Genomic DNA, 15490 nt, shown 5'->3' with positions numbered 1-15490 from the left:
GTGGCCGAACAGTTCATCGGGGCGGGCTGGGGATTCCCGCTGCGCACCGACGCCACCGGCGGCATCGCGCTCGTGACCCGCGAGCGCGAGATCGTCGAGGCGATCCACCTGATCCTGGGCACCGCGCCGGGCGAGCGCCCGATGCGGCCGGAGTTCGGGTGCGGCATCCACGAGTACGTCTTCGCGCCGGCGGACGAGAACACGGCCGGGCAGGTCGCCTTCGAGGTGCGGGCGTCGCTGGAGCGGTGGGAGCCGCGCATCGAGGTACGCGACGTGGTGGTGGACTTCGACGCCGAGGAGGCCGGGACCCTCTACATCGACATCCGCTACGTCATCCGCGGCACCAACGACCCGCGCAACCTGGTCTTCCCGTTCTACGTCATCCCCACCCACGACGAACCCGCCGAGGAAAGTACTGCCTGATGCCGCTGCCCGCCCCGAACCTCGACGACCGCCGGTTCCAGCAGCTCGTCGACGAGGCCAAGCGCTTCGTCCAGCAGCGCTGCCCCGAGTGGAGCGACCACAACGTCTCCGACCCGGGGGTGACGCTGATCGAGGCGTTCGCCCACATGGTCGACCAGCTGCTCTACCGGCTCAACCGGGTACCGGACAAGGCCTACCTGGCGTTCCTCGACCTGATCGGCGTCACCCTGTTCCCACCGACCGCCGCCCGGGCGGACGTCACGTTCTGGCTGTCCGCTCCGCAGACGCAGCCGGTCGTGCTGAGGGCCGGCACGGAGGTCGGCACCGTGCGCACCGAAACCGAGGAGGCAATCGTCTTCGCCACCTCGGCCGACCTGACGATCGTGCCGTGCGAACTCACCCGGCTGCGTACGCATCCGGCGGACGGCCGGCCGGTCGACCTCACCGACGAGCTGCTCGACGGCCGTGACGTCGCCGCCTTCTCCCCCACGCCGGCGGTCGGCGACGCCATGCTCGTGGGCCTGTCCGCCGCGGTGCCGTCGTGCGCGGTGGTGCTGAGCCTCGACAGCCGCGTCGAGGGGATCGGCGTCGACCCCCGGCAGCCGCCGCTGGTGTGGGAGGCGTGGAACGGCGCGGACTGGACGGCCTGCGAGGTCGACCGCGACGACACCGGAGGGCTGAACAAGCCCGGCGACGTGGTGCTGCACGTGCCGGCCACACACACCACCTCGGTCGTCGCCGGCCGGCACGCGGCGTGGCTGCGCTGCCGCGTCGTACCGGCCGATCCGGGGCAGCCGTTCTACTCCACCTCGCCCACCCTGCGGGCGGCCACCGCGTTCACCGTCGGCGGCACCGTCGACGCCGTCCACGCCGAGACCGTGTTCGGCGAGGCGCTGGGCGAGTCGGAGGGCGTGCCGGGGCAGCGGTTCACCGTGGCACGAACGCCGGTCATCCCCCACGACGAGCCGTTCGTGGTCGAGGTCTCCGACGGCGACGGCTGGCAGGAGTGGTCCGAGACCGACGCGTTCGGCCCGTCCGGTCCCCACGACCGCCACGTGGTGGTGGACCGCACGGCCGGCGAGGTCTCCTTCGCCCCCGCGGTCCGGCAGCCGGACGGCTCGCTGCTGCGGTACGGGGCGGTGCCGGCGAAGGGCGCCCGGCTGCGGGTGCGGCGCTACCGCACGGGGGGCGGCCGCAAGGGCAACGTGGCGCGCGGAGCGCTGTCGGTGCTGCGCACCTCCGTGCCGTACGTGACGGAGGTGGAGAACCGGGAGGCGGCCGCCGGCGGAGTCGACGGCGAGACGGTCGAGAGCGCGAAGCTGCGAGGGCCGGTGCAGTTGCGGGCGCAGAACCGCGCGGTCACCGCGCGCGACTACGAGTCCCTCGCGCACCAGGCGTGTCCCGCGGCCGCCCGCATCCGGTGCCTGCCGGCCGGTGACGGCGCCGAGGCCGGCGGGGTACGCGTGCTCGTCGTGCCCGAGGCGACGGCAGACGCGGACGAACGGCTCCGCTTCGAGCAGCTGATCCCGCCGGACGACATGCTCGCCGGCATCGCCGGGCATCTCGACCAGCGCCGCGCGATCGGTGCCCGGCTGGTCGTCGAGCCCCCCTACTACCAGGGCGTCACGGTGGTGGCCCGGCTCGTCGCCCGCCCGGACGCACCCCCGGAGCGGCTGCACGCCGACGCGCTCGCGGCACTGTACGCGTACCTCAGTCCGCTGCGCGGCGGGCCGGACGGGACGGGATGGCCGTTCGGGCGGCCGGTGCACTCCGGCGAGGTCTTCGGGGTGCTGCACCGGCTGCCCGGCGCGGAACTGGTGGAGGAGGTCCGGCTCTTCCCCGCCGACCCGCTGACCGGGCGCCGCGGCGACCCGGTGGCCCGCATCGAACTCGACCGGCACGCCCTGGTGTTCTCGTACGAGCACCAGGTCCGCGTGCACGAGCGCTGACGGAAGGGAGTTTCACATGCGCGGGGCCGTCGAGGGACTGGGCACACCGCATCCGCTGGCGCGCCAACTGCCGGCGATGTACGCCGCCGACGAGTTCGCCCAACGCCTGCTCGCCGCGCTGGACGACGTGGTCGCCCCGGTCTACGCGACGCTGGACAACCTGGCCGCGTACGTCGATCCGCGGCTCGGGCCGACCGACTTCGTCGACTGGCTCGCCGGGTGGGTGGCGGCGACCGTGGACCAGGACTGGCCGGTCGAGCGCCGCCGCGAGGCGGTGGCGCGCGCGGTGCGGCTGCACGGCATGCGTGGCACGCCGCGGGGCCTCACCGAGCAGGTGCGGGTGGCGTTCGGAGTGACCGTCGAGGTGACCGACAGCGGCGGCACCGCATGGTCGCCGACGCCGGGTGCCGACCTGCCCGGTTCGCCGCAGGCCGAGGTGACCGTCCGGGTACGGCCGGAAGACCAGCACATGGTGCCGTTGACGCGGCTGCGCGAGCTGGTCGACGCCAACCGGCCGGCGCACGTGCGGTACGCGGTCGACGTCGCGGGGGTCGGGGCCACGGAGGCCTCCACGCCCGCGGAGGGGTGAACGTGTCGGCCCGGATCTGCGACGAATGCGGCTCCCCGGTGACGGTCGGTGAGGCGTTCTGTGGCGTCTGCGGGACGTTCCTCGCGTGGGAGAACGGTGCGGGGACCTCCGCACTGCCGCCCGCCCCGGCCCCGGCGGTCACCGCTCCACCCGGGACCACGCCGCCGCCGGTCCCGCCGCTCGAGGCAGCGGCACCAGCCCCGGGATCGCCGGATCGCGCCGGACCGCCCGACCCGCTGAACGGTCACGAACCGACCACGGCCGACCAGCCGAGCGCGGTGCAACCGGCGCGCCCGGCGGCGCGCCGACCGACCGTACGCACCCACGCCGACGACGGCGCCGGCCCGGACGATCTCCTGTGCCCGGTGTGCGACACCGGCAACGCACGCGGACGCAGCTTCTGCCGCCGCTGCGGCGCGAGCCTCGTCAGCACCGCGCAGCAGGCTGCCCGGCCGCCGTGGTGGCGGCGCTGGCGCCTGCCGAGACAACGCCGACGGTGGGGCCTGCTCGGCCGGCTGCTCACCTGGCTGCTCGTCCTCGCGCTCCTGGCCGGCCTCGGGTACGGAGCCGTCGTGCTCGGTCGCAAGGCCACCGACGCGGTACGTGACCGGATCGCCAAACCCCAACCGGTGCACCCGGTCTCGGTGCAGGCCTCAAGCTCGGCACGCGGGCACCCGGCCGCGTCCGTCGCCGACGGGCTGAGCAACCGGTACTGGGCACCGGCGACGACCGGTGCCGCCGCGGGCGAGTACGTGGAGCTCACGTTCCCCGCACCGTTCCGGCTGCTCGACCTGATCGTGCATGCCGGCGCCGCCACCGAGCAGGAGGTGTTCCTCACGCAGGCACGCCCGGCACAACTGGAGCTGACCGCCTGGACGCAGGACGGGCGTCAGCTGCGCAGGACGCTGCGCCTGGCGGACCGGCCCGGGGAGCAGAAGTTCCACTGGGTCGTCGGCGATGTGGTCCGCGTCCGTCTCACCATCGGTGCGGACTACGGCGCCGCGCGTGGCCGCCGGGTGGCCCTCGGCGAGGTCGAGTTCTTCAAGCGCCCGTGAGCGTGCAGCGTCCGGGGGAAGGGGTTCGGAGCGCGCGACCTGCCGTCGGGGTCCCTGCCCGCCTCCCCGGTGACGCCGAGCGACTCCAGCACGGCCTCGTACGCGCGCCACGTCCGCTCGGCCGCCGCCGCGTCGCCGCTGTCCCGGTACGCCGACGCGAGCGTACGCCAGGCCTCGTCGCGGAACCGGTCCAGTTGTACGCTGCGGCGCGCCGCGTCGACGGCGGCGTCGTGCCGCCCGGCGTCCAGCTCGATCCCGGCGAGCACCGCCGCCGACTCGGCGGCCATCACCCGGTACCGGTCGCGTTCGACGACGACCCACTCCGCCGGACCGTCCTCGGGCAGCAGGTCACCCGAGTAGTGCGCGAGCGCGCCACGCAGCCCGTCCGCCGCCACCTCCACGCGGCCCGCGGCCAGGGCCCGACGCGCCGTCGTCACCGACTCCTCGAAGACCCGCACGTCACAGAGGCCCCCGTCGGGGACGACGAGCAGGTACGACTCACCGTCGCGGCGGATGAACCGCGACGCTGCCCGGCCCACTCCCGGCTCCAGAAACGTGCGCAGGGTGGAGATGCCCACGTGCAGGTTGCGGATACCCGCCTTGGTGGGCAACTCCGGCCACAGGGCCGCCAGGATGCGCTCCCGGTGGACCGGCCGTTGCGCGTGTACGCCCAGGAACCGCAGCAGGGTGCGCACCCGGGGACGGATCGCCGCCCAGTCCAGCCGCCGGTCGGAGAGCTCGAAGTGGAAGCCGCCGAAGCAACGCACCAGCAGCGCCCGGTCAGGGCGTGAGGATGGCTCCCCACCCGCGCGGCGGATGCCCGGTACGGGGACCGTGAATCGCAGCTCGGCGCGGGCTCGGCGGGCCGCCGAGTCGGCCGCGCACCTGGTGGCGAGGGCGAGAGCACGGCTGAACTGCTCGTGCGCGTCGGATCTCCGCCCCGCGTCGCGCAGCGCGATGCCATGGTCCAGGAGCGCCTTGGCCAGTTCCGGTCGGGCCGGCGACGCCTCCAGCGTCAGCACCGCCTCCCCCAGCAGGCGTATCCCTTCGGCGCCGCCGGTCACCACTCCGCTCGCCCCCAGGGCGATCCCGAGCGCCCGGGAGCTGCCCCATCGGCGGCTCAGCTCGAGCTGCTCGGCGGCGAGCCACCGCGCCTCGGCCGCCTCGCCCAGGCGGTAGTGCGCGAGCGCGGCCCAGGCGCGCCACGGCTCGTACCCGGCGCTGCGCACCCCGAGGCTCTCCAGCCCCCTGCCGTACTCGTGGAGATCGGCCAGCGCACCGCGGAGATCGTCACGGGTCAGCCGCAGAAGACCGCGCGCGGCGAGCAGCTCCAGCGGCCACGTCGAGCCGCTCGCGCCGGGCGCGAAGCCGCCCCGGCCGAGCAGCGCCTCCGCCTCGTCCAACCGACCGCGCTCGATGAGGACGTACACCAGCATCGACCCGTGCAGCACCCACGACCTGTCCGGGTCGGCACCGATCTCGGCCATCAGCGAGAAGGCGCGTCGCCCGAACTGTTCGGCATCGACCAGGTAACCCGTCAGGTGACAGACCCGGCCCCGCACGGCGGCGGCAAGCGCCTCGTTGAGCCGCCAGCCCAGCTCGCGCGCCTTTCGGTCGGCGTCCGCGCAGAACGCCGGCGCGGCGTCGAGGTGCTCGGCCCGGGTCAGCGAGACGACGGCGGCCCAATAGGGGATGACCTCGTCGTAGCAGCCGGGCGGCCCGGCGGCGAGCGCCTGCCGCGCCAGCGCCACCGTACGCGCGGCCGAGATGCCCAGACGGCCTTCCTGCACCGCACGCGCCGCGGCGACCGCCCGCCGCACGGCTGGTCCCGAGTCTTCACCGAGCGCCAGTGTCCCGAGGCGGCGGTCCAGCTCCGGCGCCTGGGTCAGATCCGAGACTGTGGCACAGAGCGCCTGGAGCTGTAGGCGCCGAGCGAGTTCCGGGTCGCGACCGGCGACCCGCTCGGCGGCCCCGTCGAGCAACTCCAGCGTGTCCGCGCCCCTCCTGCCGGCGAGGAGACCGTTCGCCAGCTCGGATACCACCCGCCCGCGGGTGGCCTCGTCGTCGGCCGCGGCCAGCGCCGTCGCGAGCCGCTTCATCCCGGTGGGCATGTCCACGAGGAGCTCCGCGGCCCCGAGCTCGGCGAGCAGGTCCGCGTGGGGTTGTCCGACCCGAGGCTCCCGGACAGCCCGCTGCAGGTACCCGACCGCCGTCGTGGCGTCCCCCTGAGCGAGCGCGGCGCGCGCCGCCTGCCGCAGCACCGGCACGGCCCAGGGCTCACCGGCCGGTGACGCGCGCACGAGGTGCGCGGCCACCTCGGTGTCGTCGCGACCCGCCTGGTGCAACAGCCGCGCGGCGCGGGCGTGGGCGCGCCGGGCGTTCGCCGGCCCGATCTCCCGGGCGATCGCCGTGGCGAGGAGCGGGTGGACGAAGGTGAGCGGGTGCCCGTCGCGAAAGATCCGGCGGCGGACGAGGCCGTCCGCGACCTGCGCCGCCCGTCCCGGGTCGAGCCGGGCCAGCCGCGCCGCCAGGTCGGGCTCGGCTGAGCCGTCCAGCGCGGCGACGGCGCGCACCAGCGCGGTCGCCGCGGGATCCGCGCGGTGCACCGGGGCGAGCAGGGAGTGCGCCATCGCCGGTGTGGCGAACTCGCCGATCCGCCGGGCCGTCAGCGCCGTGGGTGGGGCGCCACGCGCCATGATCTCGGTGAGGAGTTCGTGGAGCAGCCGGGGGTTTCCCCCGGTGCCGTGCTGGCAGACGGCCACGAATTCCTCGTCGGGTTCGGTGGTCAACGCCTCGCGCGCGACCCGGGCGATGGCCCTGCGGTCGAGACCGGCCAGCGGGAGACGACGCAGCCGCCCGGTCACCTCGGCCAACAGGGGTCTCCCCGCGCGTTCCCCGGCGGGCACCGCCGCGAGCACCCCGACCGCCGTCGACTGGCACCGGCGCAGCAGGTAGGCCAGCCACCGCAGCGAGAGATCGTCGGACCAGTGCAGGTCATCCACCACGATCAGCAGCGGCGTGTGGGACGTCGTGCGGGCCACCACCGCCCACCACCGGTCGAAGAACTCGTACAGCCCGCCGACTCCGAGCGACCCGCCACCGGGCCACGAGTCGGACCGGTCACGATCGAGCGTCTGGAACACCTGCCGCGCGGCACCCAGCGGGATGCGCTGTTCGAGCACGTCCGCCGCCACCCGTGCCACGGCGTATCCCCGCGAGGTCGCCAGCTCCGCCGCACGTGCCAGCAGCGCGCTGCGCCCGATCCCGGCCTCGCCCTCGGCGAGCATGGCCGCACCGTGGCGCATCGAGAGGGCGTCGAGGAATTCGGCCACCGCGGTGAGCTCGTGGTCACGCCCCCGCAGCGGCGGCAGCTCGGCGGGAGCTTCGAGGACCTGCCCCACAGTGGACGTGCCGAGAGGCGAGGTGCCGTTCAAGGCCGTGCGGAGGCGCGGCGGCGTCGATCCGCGGGGTGACAGTCTGTAACGCGACACTGTATCGATCGTAGTGGCCGACGACGGCATGACAATGAAATCGATGTATGGCTGGTGCGATCTTTGCCACTCCCTCATGCCATCCTCCGCCGCCTCCAGCCCGCCGCCGGTGTTGGTCACAGACGTCGCGGTTCTCGGCGAGGTTGCGGGGACCGTTGGTCACGCCACGACCCGATGCCTCCACCGGAAGGGAACTGTCCCTGCTGGAGACAATCGCTGAGGGCTTGCGAGATCTTCGCTTCGTCGGCAGATGAATCCTGCTGATTCTGCGCGGTCCGCAGGTGGCGCCGTCACTTCCGGCGGGTCGTCTTGCTGTTGCGGGCCGAGGGCGGAGCGGCGCGGTGGTTAGGCTGTACGGGGCCACCCAGAGTCACACGTCGATGCAACGAAACCCTGGTGGCCGGCGTCAGCGGGATCCAGACGACAACGACACCAGCCAAGCGGGGAGCCACAAAGCCTGACCTCCTCGGTGTTCTCTGGGAGGTCACGCCAGACCGCTCGACTGCATCACCGCAGGTTGGAGCCCTCTGCTCTGTCCGAACTCGGTGAGCACTTCGGGGCGCTGACCACTTCGCCGACCTGCACCCAACCTGCTCCCAATCGCAAGGCCAAGGCATCCAGCAGCTCCTTACCGCCTTGACCTCCGCACACTCCCCCACCAGGCAACATAGAATGCGGTCGATTGCTGCCCAAAACCGTGGAGCACTCCGTGAGAAGCAGGACGCTCCGCCCGCTCTGACCTGCGAAAACGCAAGACCGCAGGTCGCGGCGTACGCCGTTGGGCGCCATTCGGTGCCGTTGAATGCAGTTCAACGCCGTTCAGTGCACCCGGCTGCTCCCAACCTGCTCCCCCGATTCCCGCCTCATTCGGTCAGCCGGGACAGTCTGCCTAACGCAGGTCCGCCCCGCGGGTACGAGGCGAGCCACCCGACGACAGTGGGAACGGACGGTGACGAGCGCGCTCGCGGACCCCGCGCTTTGTCAGCGGCAGATGCGCACACCTGACCTTGTTGATCCGCGGCCAGCGGCGAAGGTGCGTCAGCGGCTGATGTCACGTGCGGTCTCGAGAAGGTCATCGCGTTCGCGGATCCAATCAGCGGCAGCGGCGCGCACCTCGCCGACGGTGTCGTCCAGTACTGACCGGACGACGTCCACGTAGGGGTGGGCGTCGCGTTGCCACCACCGCAGGGACAGAACCGCCAGCCGACGCACGGTCGGATCCGGATCGTGCACCATCGCGTTGCTGAGCGCGGGCAATATCCGTCGGCCGACTGCACGGCCGAGTTGGCGCTCGCCGAGGACGTCCACGGCGTGTCGGCGGACGAGGACGTGTTCTGACTGCAGGCCGCGAAGGGCTTCGTCGACCTCGTCGGTGTTGATGCGGCACGGCGGGGTGCCTGGTTTCAATTCCTCGGCCAGGGCTGTTGCATACTCTGGTCGGCTCGTGAGGACGTCTTCGAGGGGACGGTAGTTCAAGGCGAGCGGGGTCCGCCCCTGATCACGGAAGCTCGTGTAAGGGGCGGCGACAGCTGTGACCACCGCTTCTTGGGGAAGTCGGTCTGCGTGGTCGAGTATCAGATCCAGCCGGCCGAGCCGGGCTAGTGCCCGAGCCGTCCACAGCTGGTCTGGTCCGTCAAGCCGGTTGAGTGCTGCGGTCAGTGCACCGATCACCTCTTCGTCGGGCAGGCCGAGGTCGGCGAGAAGTTTGGCGGCCTTCCACGCCCGCTCGGCCCTGCCCAGTAGTGGTATCACCCGCCTCGACCGGCTGTTCAGCGACGACCGCAACCCGCTGCGCGAGCGGGTGCTGTGGCGGATGCTCTACGAGACCTGCGCCCGCGCCGAGGAGATCCTCGGCCTCGACGTGCCCGACCTCGACATGGAGTTCCGCCGCGCCCTGGTCACCGAGAAAGGCGGCGACCGCGCCTACGTCCACTGGGAAACCCCGACCGCACGGCTCCTACCCCGCCTGCTGACCGGGCGTACCGCCGGACCGGTGTTCCTCGCCGACCGGCGCGCTCCCGCCGCCGGCCGCCGCGCGCCGGCCCTGGGTGACATCTGCCCCGACACCGGCCGGGGCGGACTGTCCTACCCGCGCGCCGAGTACCTGTTCAAGCAGGCATCCAAGCTCCATGACCCGCACGGTGTCGGGTACACCCTGCACCAGCTGCGCCACAGCGGGCTGACCCATCTGGCCGCCAAGGGCCGCAGCGCCGCCGAACTACAGGCGAAATCCCGCCACCGGCACCTGACCACCCTCGGTATCTACGTCCGGCTCGGCGAGGAGACCTCCGCCCGCATCAACGAGCACCACCGCCGAGACCGGCGCTGAGCCAGCAAGAGAAGTGACTATCCAGTAACTCCGCCCCTTGGGTCAGCTACCCAAGCACGGGGCCGTGATGGAGGGCCGGAGAAGGCTGTCAACGGCAGCGCGTCCGGGGGGCGCACCGACAAGTGGTGCTCGCTCGGCGGCACCAAGTTCCTCCGCGCCGATCTCGGCGCCAGCCACAGCATCCAGTCGTTCACCCTGCGCCACGCCGGCGCCGGCGGCGAGGACAGCGCCTGGAAACACCCGCGACTTCGACCTGCAGGTGTCGACGGACGGTTCGACCTGGACGACCGTGGTGCCGGCCCGGGGCAACACCGCCGACGTCAGCAACCACCCGGTGTCGGCGAGCAGCCGGTACGTGCGGCTGAACGTCCCAACAAGACCGCGGCATTGGGTGAGAAACGTCATCCTGCTCACCAACCTGGCGTGGTCGGCATGGCTGTTCCTCGGGTTCGTGCGTGGCCGCCTGCCCTTCGCCCGCCTGGAACACTGGCAGACCCGTTACGTGATCGTGTATGCCGTCTGGGCCTGGACTCTCCTCGCCTTCCCGCTCGTGTTCGACTTCGCCTGAGCCGGATCCGGCCCGCTCATCCTGCCCGGCACAGGGACAGGGTTGAGCGGGCCGTCCGGCGCGTTGGAGAGCACATGGATGATGCCGCGCTCGGGCTTGGGTGGGACTTTTGGCGGATGGCGTCAGCCGTGGCGGCTTCTCGCATCCATCGACCCAGGCCAACCCCGCGACATCCGTTGCCACGCACCATCGCAGGGGGTTGCGCGGGTTAAGGGAATGACGTGTCATTCATTTATGGCCCGTACCGCTGACCCTAACCGCCGGGAGTCCATCCTCGACGCGGCCCACTCGATCTTTGCCCGCAAGGGCTACGCCGCCGCCGGCATCGCCGACGTCGCCGGGGAGTTGGGCATCGCGCACGGCACCGTGTACCGGTACTTCGAGAACAAGCGCGACGTCGCCGCTGCGGTGCTGAACCGGGCGCTCGAGCGAATCGCTGCGGTGGTCATGGCGGAGGACGCGACGGCCACGGAGTCCCTGGCCGAGTACCGGGCACAGGTGGAGCGCCTCGGCCACCGGCTGTACGAGCTGTTCGTCGCCGACCGGGCACTCGGCCGGCTGGTCTTCTACGACCTCGGCGCCGTCGACGACGAACTGCGGGAGCGCTTGCGCGCCGCCCACGAGATGTTCGCCGAGTACACCGCGTCGTACCTCCGAAACGGGGTGGCCAAGGGATTCCTGCGCCCCGACCTGGACGTGGACACGACCGCGCGAGTGATCAACGGCATGATCTTCGAGGGTGCCGCCCAGGTTACGCATACCGATGATCCGCAGCGGCTGCGCGACCGGTGGATTCGTGCCGTCGTCGCGCTGATGTTCGACGGAATCGCCCGTTAGGGAGAGCCTAGGAGGAGCGGCATGGTCCAGGTAGACGTCTTCTGGTCGTACGCGATCGGCGCGGGGTTCGGCACGGCGGCCGCCCGCGCGGCCGTCGCCGAACCGGTCCGCCCGCTGTTGTCCGACCGCCGGTTCACCACGACAGTGCTGTTCCTGTCGTGTGTTTTCGCCCCGAGCGGGCTGTGGCTGGTGTGGCAGTTCACCGGCTGGGAGACCATGCACGCCGCGCCGACGACCGCCGACCTGCCAGCCTGGTTGGTCGCCACCTTCGCGATGACCAACGTGACCCAGGGGATCGTCGGGTACTGCGTGGCCCGGCACCTGTGGCGTAGCGGGCACCGGTACCTCTCGTGGCTGCAGATGCCGTTGGGCTACTTCGCGATGTTCTTTGTGCTGGCGTACGGCTGGGACGGCACCGGGTACCGGCGGTTCTTCGCGCCCACCACGGCAGCATGGCGGGCCGGCGAGTTCGATCCGCTCGGGTTCCTCACCAGCCCGGTGGCGCTCACCCTGTACGGGATGGGCGTGGTCCTGATCCCGACGATGCTGTGGCTGCAAGCGGGGTGGTGGGCCGGCGACGGGCTCGCCCGGGCGCGGGTGGGCGCACTGCTGCTGGTCGTCCCCTTCAGCCTCGGACTCGGTACGGCCGCCGTCGCCACGGTCGCGCTGCGCACCCTCGGCGTGCTGCCTGGACTGCTTGCCTGTGCCGTGCTTGTGGTGACCGTCTTCCATCCGCGAGGGCTCGCTGGGCTGCTGGCACGCGCCTTCCCGCTCACGACCAGGCGGAGTGTTCCGGCGCCGAGCGCCGCCTCATAGTTCAGGCGCTGCAACGTTGGCGCTACCCGTCCGGATCGCATCCGGGTCCGCAGCGGTCGGCCATCTGGATGAGTAAGCGAGAATAGGCCGAGCGACAAATTGGTGCCGGCACGAGCAGATCTTGTGATCGGCTTGCTCGGGCTGGAGACGTATCGGCACACTGTGCGGTCGTGGGGTCGGACTGGATCTGGGAACTGTGGGTACCCGTGGCAGCCGAATCGGCTCTGCCTCAATTGTATGCCCTCGCGGCCGAGCGGAACCTGTACCCACAGCGACCTGATGGGCGCATCAACCTGTTCACCAATCCCGACGCCGACCATCGCACGGTCGAGGACCCCAACACGGCGCTCGCCGCGATGGCGACGGGCACCGAGCACGGTCAGTTCTGGACGAACGGCGACACCGACATCTTCGTCAACTGGGAAGACGGGCGCCTCGTCTGGGCACTGGACGCATGCTTCTCCTACCGCCGCCCGACACCCGAGGCGGACACCTTCCGCGACCTGCACGGCCGCCTGACCAGCTTGTGGCTCGATGTCGCGCAGCGTCTCAACGCCCACGTCGGCCGAGTCCTCGACGAATGGTCCAGTGATCAGATATGGCACCGGGGCATCCACGACGCCGTGCACCCCGCCGGTGGTTGGCCGGCTGAACTCGGCTGGTGGACCTACCTCGGTCCCGGCCACCGTCTGCCACCACCACCGCTGCCCGAGGTCGCCACCCACACGCGTCGACTTCCCAACGGCGCCCTGCTGGTCACCCTCCTGGACGACCCGGCCGCCGTCGACGCGCTGCGCTACGAGGACATCCACAACCACTGGCTTCCGCCGGCATGAACTCCCGGGACAGATCCCTGTGACATGCCCACGGCCCACCGCGCCCACGGCGACGATCAGATCCAGCAAGCCGGAGCCGCCGTAGGCTTTTTTCGACGGGCGGCCCCGGGTCTGGTTGGCTCGGACGCTTCGGTCACCGTGAGCGTGTGGTCAGGCAGGCCCGTCAGGCCGGTGAGTGTGGCGGTGAGGACAACAGCCAGTGCGCGGTCCGCCGGACGGCATCGGGCAGGTCGCCGCGTTGCCGTAGTTCTGCCAGCAGTTCGTGATGTCGGTCTGTGCCGATGCCGTAGGCGATGCCGTGCAGGATGGATTCGCCCATGGCCGAGGGCCTCCGCAACCACGCCCCCTGTTGCTCGGCGAGTATCTGACGCCAGACGCGGAGCGGATACGTTCCAGCGCAATGGGGTGTGGCCCAGGCTGCGGCATGGCGGAGGCCCGCGCTGGAACCGTCATGGACCAGTATCGTCCGCATGAGCGGCCGGTGGATGTCGACACCGAACGTGGTCAACATGCCCAACGCCGACGCAGCCATCTCCTCGACCCGGCGGGACAGGTCGCTTTGGAGCTGGGCCAGCAGTGCGGCCGCCACGGCGTCACGGTATGGGGTCGCGGCGATGAGCATGGTGGCAATCAGACGCACATCTGGATTGGCGTCGAACAGCGCCTTCCCGACGAGTTCCGCCAGCACGGCGTCTCGACCGTGGCGATCGTCGTCCAGGCGGCACTGTGCCAGGTCGGCGATGCGCTGACTCACCGAGTACGCACCCGGCGGATATTCCGCCGTCCCGGCGGCGGTCAATGCGTCTGACTGCGGCACCCAGCGGCGTCGCGGAATCGCTGACTGCCCAGCCATGCGGCGGTCGAGTAACGTCGCCACCTGGCTGAGCAGCGGCGCTGTCGCCGCATCGAGCATCGGGTCGGACACTGCCTGTTGGACGACGCGGGCGAGCCGGGCCTGTTCGTCGCCGGTGAAGTGGCCATGGCGTACCTTCCGCACCGCGGCCAGCAGGCCGGCGTAGCGAGCGCGATCGCTGCTCGGATTCTCGATCTGTCGGAGGACGTACCTGTTTCCGTCCCCGTGCGCTACCACGTCGAGGAGCGACACGGGCTCGATGACAGCCGGCGAAGAGCGGTCTTCAGCCAGGGCAACGCATGCCGCTACAACGTGGGGACGAGCGATCGGGTGCTCCAACAGGCGGCTGAGTGCCTCCTGCCGTTGCAGCCATGCATTGTTCTCCGAGACCACGAGTTCGCTCAGCACCTGCTCGGCGATCGCACACCACAACCGCGGTGGATAGAGCACCAGGGCCGGTTGCCCGGCGATCAGCTCCGTCAGCATCGCCCAGTCGGCTCCCGCCATCTCACCGGGAGCAAGGACTCGGTCGAGGTATTGGTAGAGCAACCGCTGGTCGTCGGACCGGCCGGGCGTGACTTCGAGGGGCCTGGTTGCTTCGCTGCGGCGTATCGTGTCACCAAGAACGACGAGGGACTGGGGGGACGCTCCCAGGAGCTGCTCGTATCGGCGGACTACTTCCCGGCTGGCTGTCGTGGTGCCCTGCTCCCACCGGGTGATCTGTGACGGCGCAAGTCCGGGCTCTGCATCCGTGCGGAAAGCGCGAGCGAAGTTTCGTGCCACCTGAAAGTCGGAGTTCCTAGCGAGCCGCCGGTTGGTCCGCAACAACCAGCCCACGTGGCGCGATCCGTTGGTGGGAGACACGCCCACACGGTGCACGATGGCATTGATCGAATCAACCTTTTGCTTATTTCTCTACAGGAGACATCGCTCATTTCGATCCTGACACTTAACCCGATGGTCGAAATCGAGCTGGGTGAGCGCTTCGATCATCTCCAGGTCCGACCGTTCGGAGCTGCTCCGGTGGGCTGTCATTTCCTCGTGACAGCCCACCGGTTGGCTCGTTGGAAAGCGGCTATCCCTGCGGGTTCGGCGATCGCGAAGGAGGTCCGAGGGCGTTCTGAGCCCTTGGCGCTGCGCCAATCCGTGGAAACAGCCGTCGGCTCAGCGGTAAGGGATTCGCCTGGGCTCCGCCGGACCTGTCAGTTGTAGTACACGATGTACGAGTAGCTCGCGGACTGCGGCCAGGGGCAGGTCGTGTCGACATGACCCGGCCCGGTGATGATCCCACTGGAAGCGGTGCTTCCCCACGAGCACGCGGTCTTCAACTGCCACTTCCGGGGGCCGGGAACCGAGTTCTCCGTGCAGTCACCCCAGCCGTGGTTGCCGCCCCACGTACCCGCAGAGCAGACCACCTTCGCTTCCGCGGCCGAGCCGAGCCCGAGTACAGAGGTGGCCGTCGTCGCGGCGGCGATCGTCAGGACGCTCAGAGCACGCCGCATTGAGAAATTCAACATGTGGGATCCTTTCAATGTGGGATTTGCTTGGGGCGCTTGCCATCATCGGTTGACGGAAGCTAGCGCAGAGGGCCAGAGTCATGCGTTGTTCTCATTTTTGGAACTTCTCGCATGCGGGAGGCGCCCGTGGTGAGCAGGAGGCGCTTGTACGGTCTGCCGAGGTGCCAGTCACGGCCCCTCCTATCTCGCCGGCGGCGCCCGTGCCTTCATCACTGACACAGGCTAAG

13 protein-coding genes are annotated in these 15490 nt (G+C 70.9%); 9 read left to right on the top strand and 4 right to left on the bottom strand.

Features of this window, described 5'->3' with window-relative positions:
- The 4 genes from ACTMTB_RS29560 to ACTMTB_RS29545 all read left to right on the top strand — a co-directional run bounded on the left by ACTMTB_RS29560 (position 1) and on the right by ACTMTB_RS29545 (position 4016).
- The gene (locus ACTMTB_RS29560) at positions 1-423 is read left to right on the top strand and encodes a GPW/gp25 family protein (RefSeq protein ID WP_210777623.1); all 423 of its coding nucleotides are present in this window, start codon (positions 1-3) and stop codon (positions 421-423) included.
- Positions 423-2372, top strand: coding sequence for a putative baseplate assembly protein (locus ACTMTB_RS29555; protein WP_441149446.1), 1950 nt, complete (start codon positions 423-425; stop codon positions 2370-2372). The genes ACTMTB_RS29560 and ACTMTB_RS29555 overlap by 1 nt, the downstream gene beginning before the upstream one ends.
- A gap of 16 nt (positions 2373-2388) precedes the next feature.
- Positions 2389-2961: a phage tail protein gene (locus ACTMTB_RS29550; protein ID WP_441149445.1), complete on the top strand. Its 573-nt coding sequence runs from the start codon at positions 2389-2391 to the stop codon at positions 2959-2961.
- Between the two features lie 278 nt (positions 2962-3239).
- Positions 3240-4016: an NADase-type glycan-binding domain-containing protein gene (locus tag ACTMTB_RS29545; protein ID WP_441149444.1), complete on the top strand. Its 777-nt coding sequence runs from the start codon at positions 3240-3242 to the stop codon at positions 4014-4016.
- On the opposite strand, the gene ACTMTB_RS29540 is transcribed toward ACTMTB_RS29545, so the two are convergent.
- On the bottom strand, positions 3953-7417 hold the full coding sequence (locus tag ACTMTB_RS29540; protein ID WP_441149443.1) for a BTAD domain-containing putative transcriptional regulator: 3465 nt from the start codon (positions 7415-7417) through the stop codon (positions 3953-3955). The genes ACTMTB_RS29545 and ACTMTB_RS29540 overlap by 64 nt on opposite strands.
- A 1128-nt stretch (positions 7418-8545) precedes the next feature.
- Positions 8546-9259, bottom strand: coding sequence for a HEAT repeat domain-containing protein (locus tag ACTMTB_RS29535; RefSeq protein ID WP_441149442.1), 714 nt, complete (start codon positions 9257-9259; stop codon positions 8546-8548).
- On the opposite strand from ACTMTB_RS29535, the gene ACTMTB_RS29530 reads away from it, so the two are divergent.
- The 5 genes from ACTMTB_RS29530 (at position 9213) to ACTMTB_RS29510 (ending at position 12893) form a co-directional block, all read left to right on the top strand.
- The gene (locus tag ACTMTB_RS29530) at positions 9213-9836 is read left to right on the top strand and encodes a site-specific integrase (protein ID WP_441149441.1); all 624 of its coding nucleotides are present in this window, start codon (positions 9213-9215) and stop codon (positions 9834-9836) included. The genes ACTMTB_RS29535 and ACTMTB_RS29530 overlap by 47 nt on opposite strands.
- Before the next feature lie 259 nt (positions 9837-10095).
- Positions 10096-10404, top strand: a complete 309-nt coding sequence (locus ACTMTB_RS29525; RefSeq protein ID WP_441149440.1) for a hypothetical protein — start codon at positions 10096-10098, stop codon at positions 10402-10404.
- Between the two features lie 234 nt (positions 10405-10638).
- A complete protein-coding gene (locus ACTMTB_RS29520; RefSeq protein WP_172894321.1) occupies positions 10639-11241 on the top strand; it encodes a TetR/AcrR family transcriptional regulator in 603 nt (200 codons plus the stop codon).
- 21 nt (positions 11242-11262) lie between these two features.
- Complete coding sequence (locus ACTMTB_RS29515) at positions 11263-12057, top strand: hypothetical protein (RefSeq protein ID WP_441149439.1); 795 nt, start codon at positions 11263-11265, stop codon at positions 12055-12057.
- Positions 12058-12227: 170 nt separating this feature from the next.
- On the top strand, positions 12228-12893 hold the full coding sequence (locus tag ACTMTB_RS29510) for a hypothetical protein (protein WP_441149437.1): 666 nt from the start codon (positions 12228-12230) through the stop codon (positions 12891-12893).
- A gap of 163 nt (positions 12894-13056) precedes the next feature.
- On the opposite strand, the gene ACTMTB_RS29505 is transcribed toward ACTMTB_RS29510, so the two are convergent.
- Positions 13057-14232 carry a hypothetical protein gene (locus ACTMTB_RS29505; RefSeq protein ID WP_441149435.1) on the bottom strand — a complete coding sequence of 392 codons (1176 nt, stop codon included), beginning with the start codon at positions 14230-14232 and terminating at the stop codon, positions 13057-13059.
- Positions 14233-14948: 716 nt separating this feature from the next.
- Positions 14949-15248 carry a hypothetical protein gene (locus tag ACTMTB_RS29500; protein ID WP_441149434.1) on the bottom strand — a complete coding sequence of 100 codons (300 nt, stop codon included), beginning with the start codon at positions 15246-15248 and terminating at the stop codon, positions 14949-14951.
- Between the last annotated feature and the right edge of the window lie 242 nt (positions 15249-15490).

It is taken from the genome of Micromonospora sp. L32 (genome assembly GCF_052068055.1).
Lineage (GTDB): Bacteria > Actinomycetota > Actinomycetes > Mycobacteriales > Micromonosporaceae > Micromonospora > Micromonospora purpureochromogenes.
This window is presented reverse-complemented; position numbering and strand designations above follow the sequence as displayed.